This window comes from Marinomonas sp. G8-14 (assembly GCF_055808935.1).
In genome coordinates, this window is the sequence record NZ_CM147891.1 from 3,244,407 (window position 1) to 3,252,500 (window position 8,094).

The window sequence follows — 8,094 nt, forward strand, 5'->3', positions numbered from 1 at the left end:
GAAAACTCAGCATAAAACCTTACAGTTTATTTGAGATCTGAACCTGTGCTAATCAATATTATGTTGCTATGACAGCACGCTCTTTTTAATTTAAAACAGCCTCTCAGGTTGATTACATAAGACTACAGAGTAGCATCACATGTTATACAGCCGACAAGTCTGCTTTAGATTAGAATGCTCACAACAGCACTCATGTAGGAGCTTCAAAAACGGCTTCTACTACATAATCAGATTATTAAGGTGACAAATGACGCTTTATCATTGGGTAGCAATACTCGGTTCCTTTTTAGCCTTATGTCTTATACTCAAATTTGTAAAAACCTACCTTAGGATGAAGGCTGGCAATGGTATTATTCTGCAAAAGCTTGCGCTCTGCGAGCGTTATGCAAACCAATTAACATCGTCTCTCGATAGTCTCCCTGATCCGATTTGGATCAAAGATGAAGAACAAGCCTATCTATATTGTAACGCGTCATTTGAACGCCTACTCGGTCTCTCAAAAGCCGAGATAATCGGCTATAAAGACGAAGACATTCACGCCCAGCACAACCAACACATCATTCCTAATATAACTTCAAAAAAGACAACAGGCACAACAGAAGAATATGTCTGCTTACCCTGCGGAAGAATAGATTATTTTCAAATAAAATGCGCTCTAACATACAATACATCGGGACAATTTTTTTCATCAATCGGACATGCTCAAAGAACCACCTCTTTCAAAGAAAGAGAAAGTGAACTTATTGAAGCCGAGATTCGAGTAAATGAAGCACTCAAACTCACCAAAGTTGGCATTTGGGAGTGGAACGTGGCAACAGATGTTTGGTTTGCTACACCTTCTTATTTCACCATGCTTGGTTATGTACCGGTTGAAGGCCCAGCAGACCGCCAAGCAGAATTGGAAAAAATTCATCCCGACGATCGTGAGTACGTATTAAATACCATTAAAAGTATCTTAAACAGTAAAACCACTACGAACTATTACAAGTACGAAGCACGTATTCGACACAGTAACGGAGACTACCGCTGGATTGGTGTACGCTGTATCGTGACTGAGTTTGATCAAGAGGATAAACCATCACGTATGCTGGGTGTTCGTATCGACATTGACGACATTCAAAAAGCGCACTCTCAAGTAGAGTGGCTGGCTCATCATGACCCTCTAACCAAACTCTCCAATAGAGTCGCACTCCATAAGACCTTCCATAAGATTATGACGCCCGATACCAAGCTGGCATTACTGTTTATTGATCTGGACCACTTTAAAAACATCAACGATTCCCTTGGCCATTCGATCGGTGATCAACTGCTGCTTGCCGTAGCAGACCGAATGCGTACCTTAGTAGCTTCTGACGGCTATGTTGCTCGACAAGGCGGAGATGAGTTTATTATCCTGCTACCCGCTGAGCAAGAAGCACAACTAACCAAAAGAATCACTCTAATCAAAGAGGGCTTGGCTGCTCGCTATCATATTGATCAGCATCAGTTTTTCATCACGCCTTCGATTGGCGTGAGCCTGTACCCAAGAAACGGCAAAGATTTCGATACCTTGTATAAACGAGCTGACACTGCAATGTACTATGCAAAACATTCAGGCCGAAATCAGTTCGTTTTTTTTAGCGAAGAAATGCAGGCTATTTCCACACGTGCCCTCTCCCTAGGCAATGCTCTCCATGACGCCTTAGAGCAATCAGAGTTTTACTTGCATTATCAACCACAAGTATCCCTCTCAACAGGTAAAATAATCGGTGCAGAGGCTCTTATTCGATGGCACAGCAAGACACTTGGCAACGTCAGCCCTGCTGAATTTATTCCTCTTGCAGAAGAAAGCGGACAAATTTTAGCCATTGGTGAATGGGTGTTACGAGAAACAGCCCGCCAGATTAAGCGATGGCTCGACGACGGAATCGAGCCTGTTAGAATAGCAGTCAACCTATCTTATGCCCAATTCCAAGCAAATGATCTTCCTTTGATTGTGAACGCTATTCTCAATGAATACGACGTACCTGCAGAATATCTAGAATTGGAACTAACAGAACATATTGCCACCAAAAATCCCAAGCACACTATTACAATACTAGAGTCGTTCCAACGATACGGAATAAAAACCGCCATTGATGATTTTGGCACTGGCTACTCATCCTTAAGCTACCTACAACGCTTCCCTGTTTATAAACTCAAAATAGATCAATCTTTTGTACGCAACATGACAACCAATAGAAATGACTATGTCATTGTTGGCATCATTATTCTTCTGGCTCAACAGTTAGAGATGACCACCATTGCAGAAGGCGTTGAAAACCAAGAACAGCTCGATTTACTCAAACAACTTGGCTGTGATGACATTCAAGGCTACCACATTAGTCGTCCCATTCCTGCAGACGAATTTACCCGCCATTTTCTTAAAAAAATCTAAAATCCAAGAAGTAACGGCTGAGGTTAAATCACCATGGCGCTCGCATCTACTTGTCTATAAAATTCTCGCACTTAAACCATTCCAAGGATTAAAATTATGAAAAATGCCGTCTTAGGCATTCAAATGCTGTTTGTTGCATTTGGCGCTCTTGTACTTGTCCCGCTATTAACTGGCTTGGACCCTAGCGTTGCTCTTTTTGGTGCTGGCGTTGGAACGCTGTTATTTCAATTAACTACAAAACGCACGGTCCCCATTTTTCTTGCCTCTTCTTTTGCTTTTATTGCTCCTATTATGTATGGCGTTCAAACTTGGGGAATTCCCGCTACCATGGGAGGATTGATTGCAGCAGGCTTTGTTTATGTTGTACTGGGTGGCTTGATTCGACTTAAAGGTGCAGGCTTCATTCACACCCTACTACCTCCCGTTGTTATTGGCCCGATCATTATGGTAATAGGTCTTGGTCTGGCGCCTGTTGCGGTCAATATGGCACTTGGCAAAGCAGGAGACACTCAAGTTATTGACGCCGATATTGCCATCTGGATTGCCTTAGCCTCCTTGCTAACTACCATTTTGATTAGTGTATTCGCAAAAGGGCTTTTTAGGCTACTGCCTGTTTTCGGAGGTATTATCGTTGGCTACGCATTAAGTTTATTTTTCGGCATTGTCGACTTCCAGCCCATTCATAATGCAGCATGGTTTGCCATGCCAAACTTTACCGCACCCGAGTTCAACATTAACGCGATATTATTCATGCTACCTGTTGCAATTGCACCAGCGGTTGAACACGTAGGTGATATTCTTTCCATCTCGAACGTAACGGGAAAAGACTATCTTAAAAAGCCGGGACTACATCGCACCATTACCGGTGATGGTATCGCTACCATGGCGGCCGCTATGGTAGGCGCACCACCAAATACGACTTACAGTGAAGTCACTGGTGCCGTGATGCTCACGAAGGCATTCAACCCTGTCATCATGACATGGGCCGCCATTGCCGCTATCGTACTGGCTTGGGTAGGGAAACTGGGCGCGGCCCTGCAAACGATACCATTACCTGTCATGGGTGGCATTATGATTCTATTGTTTGGTTCTATCGCTGCTGTGGGTTTAAACACCCTAATCAAAAATCAAGTCGACTTGCATAAATCACGTAATCTCATCATTGTTGGTGTTACATTAGTATTCGGCATTGGTGGTATGGCATTTGGTATTGGTGAGTTCAGCCTTCAAGGTATCAGTCTTTGCGGTATCGTCGCCATTGTATTGAACTTAATACTGCCAAAAGATATCGGTGATAACCATATCGTCGATAAAGCACAAATAGAAAACTAGCGCTTTGATAAGAAACAGTTCAAATTAAACGGTCCTAAATGGGCCGTTTTTTTAGACAAAATAAGTGTTAACAAAACATTCATTAAGCAATGATTAGATAAATGAGTAAAACCTATTCTATCACTTTAGTCCTTCATGATTAATATAGAATAGCCTCGTTTTAAATAGACTCAGACAGTCAATTTGTATTTGTAGTCCCAATAAATCCAATACTGAATCCATTAATAGCACGATAACCATTGGCTTTATTACTAGATTGAGCAGATTCAAGGTAGGCGGATCGCTCAGGCCTCATCAAACTCTTGAGCGCTATCTCCATAAACTTGTTTAATTCATCAAGTTAAGCGATTTTATTAGACCCCGACAATTAGCGGATCAACCATAATTTGTGTTTGAGCTAAGTTTAGTTTTCAAAGTCCCATAGCCCTCTTTTGTTCATTTCATTTGTTTTTTGATCGTAACAAAACGAATTTAACGAAAAAACGGCCTATATTATCGGGCTAAGGCCACGACCTACAAAAATCGAATAACCTGTCGGCCTTTAGGCCGTCAAAAGCGAAGCGAATACTAAGGTGATGGTGATGCACCTCGGCCCCTTTCCTTGAGACGAAAAAAAGCCCTGACAGCGTTAGCTATCAGGGCCTTCTTAATATAAAGCTTGACGACGACCTACTCTCACATGCGTGTCTTTGATAAAGAGCCCCACACGCACGTGGCAAGGATCATGCTACGTCCCTGAAACGAAAAACCCCACCCTACTGAGTAGGATGGGGTTTCTCTTAATATAAAGCTTGTCGACGACCTACTCTCACATGCGTGTCTTTGATAAAGAGCCCCACACGCACGTGGGAAGGGTCATGCTACGTCCCTGAAACGAAAAAACCCCACCCTACTGAGTAGGATGGGGTTTCTCTTAATATAAAGCTTGACGACGACCTACTCTCACATGGGATCTCCCACACTACCATCGGCGATGGCGCTTTTCACTTCTGAGTTCGGGATGGGATCAGGTGGTTCAACGCCTCTATGATCGTCAAGCAATTCGTTTTGCGTTTTGTTCTGGCTGGACTCTTTTCGTCTCACCACAACACGCGAATACGTGCTTGGATCTTTAACAATTCATTTTGAAATAGTGATAACCAAGTATCAAACCGATGCTCATCATTGCTGATGCTTTATCGTAATCTGTGTCTGTGATTGTAGCGTTTCCGCTTTAAAAACCACTTTGGTGTTATATGGTCAAGCCTCACGAGCAATTAGTATTGGTTAGCTCAATGCCTCACAGCACTTACACACCCAACCTATCAACGTCCTAGTCTCGAACGGCTCTTTAGGGAACTTATGTTCCAGTGAGATCTTATCTTAAGGGAGGCTTCCCGCTTAGATGCTTTCAGCGGTTATCCCGTCCGAACATAGCTACCCGGCAATGCCACTGGCGTGACAACCGGAACACCAGAGGTTCGTCCACTCCGGTCCTCTCGTACTAGGAGCAGCTCCTCTCAAATCTCAAACGTCCACGGCAGATAGGGACCGAACTGTCTCACGACGTTCTAAACCCAGCTCGCGTACCACTTTAAATGGCGAACAGCCATACCCTTGGGACCGGCTTCAGCCCCAGGATGTGATGAGCCGACATCGAGGTGCCAAACACCGCCGTCGATGTGAACTCTTGGGCGGTATCAGCCTGTTATCCCCGGAGTACCTTTTATCCGTTGAGCGATGGCCCTTCCATACAGAACCACCGGATCACTAAGACCTACTTTCGTACCTGCTCGACGTGTCTGTCTCGCAGTTAAGCGTGCTTTTGCCTTTACACTCTATGCATGATTTCCGACCATGCTGAGCACACCTTCGTGCTCCTCCGTTACTCTTTGGGAGGAGACCGCCCCAGTCAAACTACCCACCACACAGTGTCCTCGATCCGGATTACGGACCTGAGTTAGAACCTCAAACATACCAGGGTGGTATTTCAAGAGTGGCTCCACGGTAACTGGCGTCACCGCTTCAAAGCCTCCCACCTATCCTACACAAGTAGGTTCAAAGTTCACTGTGAAGCTATAGTAAAGGTTCACGGGGTCTTTCCGTCTAGCCGCGGATACACAGCATCTTCACTGCGATTTCAATTTCACTGAGTCTCGGGTGGAGACAGTGTGGCCATCGTTACGCCATTCGTGCAGGTCGGAACTTACCCGACAAGGAATTTCGCTACCTTAGGACCGTTATAGTTACGGCCGCCGTTTACTTGGGCTTCGATCAAGAGCTTCGCTTGCGCTAACCCCATCAATTAACCTTCAAGCACCGGGCAGGCGTCACACCCTATACGTCCACTTTCGTGTTTGCAGAGTGCTGTGTTTTTAATAAACAGTCGCAGCCACCTGGTATCTTCGACCGACTAGTGCTTACGGAGCAAGTCCTTCACACCGGCCGGCGTACCTTCTCCCGAAGTTACGGTACCATTTTGCCTAGTTCCTTCACCCGAGTTCTCTCAAGCGCCTTGGTATTCTCTACCTGACCACCTGTGTCGGTTTGGGGTACGGTTCCTGCATATCTGAAGCTTAGAAGTTTTTCCTGGAAGCATGGCATCAACCACTTCGCCCAAAAGAGGGCTTCGTCATCAGTTCTCGGTCTTAAAAGGGCTCGGATTTGCCTAAGCCCTAAACCTACCGCCTTAAACACAGACAACCATCGCTGTGCTGGCCTAGCCTTCTCCGTCTCTCCATCGCAATATGCACGAGTACAGGAATATTAACCTGTTTCCCATCGACTACGCATTTCTGCCTCGCCTTAGGGGCCGACTCACCCTGCCCTGATTAACATGGGACAGGAAACCTTGGTCTTCCGGCGGGGGAGTTTTTCACTCCCCTTATCGTTACTCATGTCAACATTCGCACTTCTGATACCTCCAGCCTGCCTTACAGCTTGACCTTCAACGGCTTACAGAACGCTCCTCTACCATGCCTAGTAAACTAAGCATCCGTAGCTTCGGTGTACAGTTTTAGCCCCGTTATATCTTCCGCGCAGGCCGACTCGACTAGTGAGCTATTACGCTTTCTTTAAAGGATGGCTGCTTCTAAGCCAACCTCCTAGCTGTCTAAGCCTTCCCACATCGTTTCCCACTTAACTGTAACTTTGGGACCTTAGCTGACGGTCTGGGTTGTTTCCCTTTCCACGACGGACGTTAGCACCCGCCGTGTGTCTCCCGTAATTGCACTCATTGGTATTCGGAGTTTGCATGGGGTTGGTAAGTCGGGATGACCCCCTAGCCCAAACAGTGCTCTACCCCCAATGGTGAGATACGAGGCGCTACCTAAATAGCTTTCGAGGAGAACCAGCTATCTCCGAGCTTGATTAGCCTTTCACTCCTATCCACAAGTCATCCCCAGCCTTTTCAACGGATGTGGGTTCGGTCCTCCAGTTGATGTTACTCAACCTTCAACCTGCTCATGGATAGATCGCCCGGTTTCGGGTCTATTCCCAGCAACTAAACGCCCTATTAAGACTCGGTTTCCCTACGGCTCCACTACATGTTTAACCTTGCTACTGAAAATAAGTCGTTGACCCATTATACAAAAGGTACGCAGTCACGGAACAAGTCCGCTCCCACTGCTTGTACGTACACGGTTTCAGGATCTATTTCACTCCCCTCACAGGGGTTCTTTTCGCCTTTCCCTCACGGTACTGGTTCACTATCGGTCAGTCAGGAGTATTTAGCCTTGGAGGATGGTCCCCCCATATTCAGACAGGATAACACGTGTCCCGTCCTACTCGTTTTCATGATTAAGGTGTTTTCGTATACGGGGCTATCACCCTCTATCGCGGCACTTTCCAGAGCCTTCTACTAACACCAAAACCACTTAAGGGCTAATCCCCTTTCGCTCGCCGCTACTTAGGGAATCTCGGTTGATTTCTTTTCCTAAGGGTACTTAGATGTTTCAGTTCCCCTCGTTCGCCTCCTCACAGCTATGTATTCACTGTGGGATACTCTACAAGTAGAGTGGGTTCCCCCATTCGGACATGTTCGGATCAAAGCCTGTTTATCGACTCCCCGAACCTTTTCGCAGATTACCACGTCCTTCATCGCCTCTGACTGCCAAGGCATCCACCGTGCACGCTTGGTCACTTGACCATATAACCCAAAATAGTTTCGGATCACATACCAAAGGGCTTTTGTACCCCTCTGGATTTACGATTTAGAAAGTCATCTAGGTTAAAGATGCTTTCCACCGGTTTGACGCTTGATTATCGTCTATTTCAAAATTCGAATTGTTAAAGAGCAAGTTTAGTGCAAAGCACTAAGTCAGAGACTAAACCATCACTTGCGTGACGCTTTGTTTAGTGTCTTGCTT

The 8,094-nt window shown here is 45.6% G+C and carries 2 protein-coding genes and 2 rRNA genes; 2 read left to right on the plus strand and 2 right to left on the minus strand.

Annotation, left to right across the window (positions count from 1 at the left end):
* Positions 1-247: 247 nt before the first annotated feature.
* Together AC0L6V_RS16625 and AC0L6V_RS16630 are read left to right on the plus strand one after the other, a co-directional pair.
* Positions 248-2,416 carry an EAL domain-containing protein gene (locus tag AC0L6V_RS16625; RefSeq protein WP_418138440.1) on the plus strand — a complete coding sequence of 723 codons (2,169 nt, stop codon included), beginning with the start codon at positions 248-250 and terminating at the stop codon, positions 2,414-2,416.
* A gap of 96 nt (positions 2,417-2,512) precedes the next feature.
* Complete coding sequence (locus tag AC0L6V_RS16630; RefSeq protein WP_265219487.1) at positions 2,513-3,748, plus strand: uracil-xanthine permease family protein; 1,236 nt, start codon at positions 2,513-2,515, stop codon at positions 3,746-3,748.
* A gap of 923 nt (positions 3,749-4,671) precedes the next feature.
* Here AC0L6V_RS16630 and rrf read toward each other — a convergent pair.
* Both rrf and AC0L6V_RS16640 read right to left on the minus strand, forming a co-directional pair.
* Positions 4,672-4,786, minus strand: a 5S ribosomal RNA gene (gene rrf / locus AC0L6V_RS16635).
* Between the two features lie 197 nt (positions 4,787-4,983).
* Positions 4,984-7,874 (minus strand): 23S ribosomal RNA (locus AC0L6V_RS16640).
* Between the last annotated feature and the right edge of the window lie 220 nt (positions 7,875-8,094).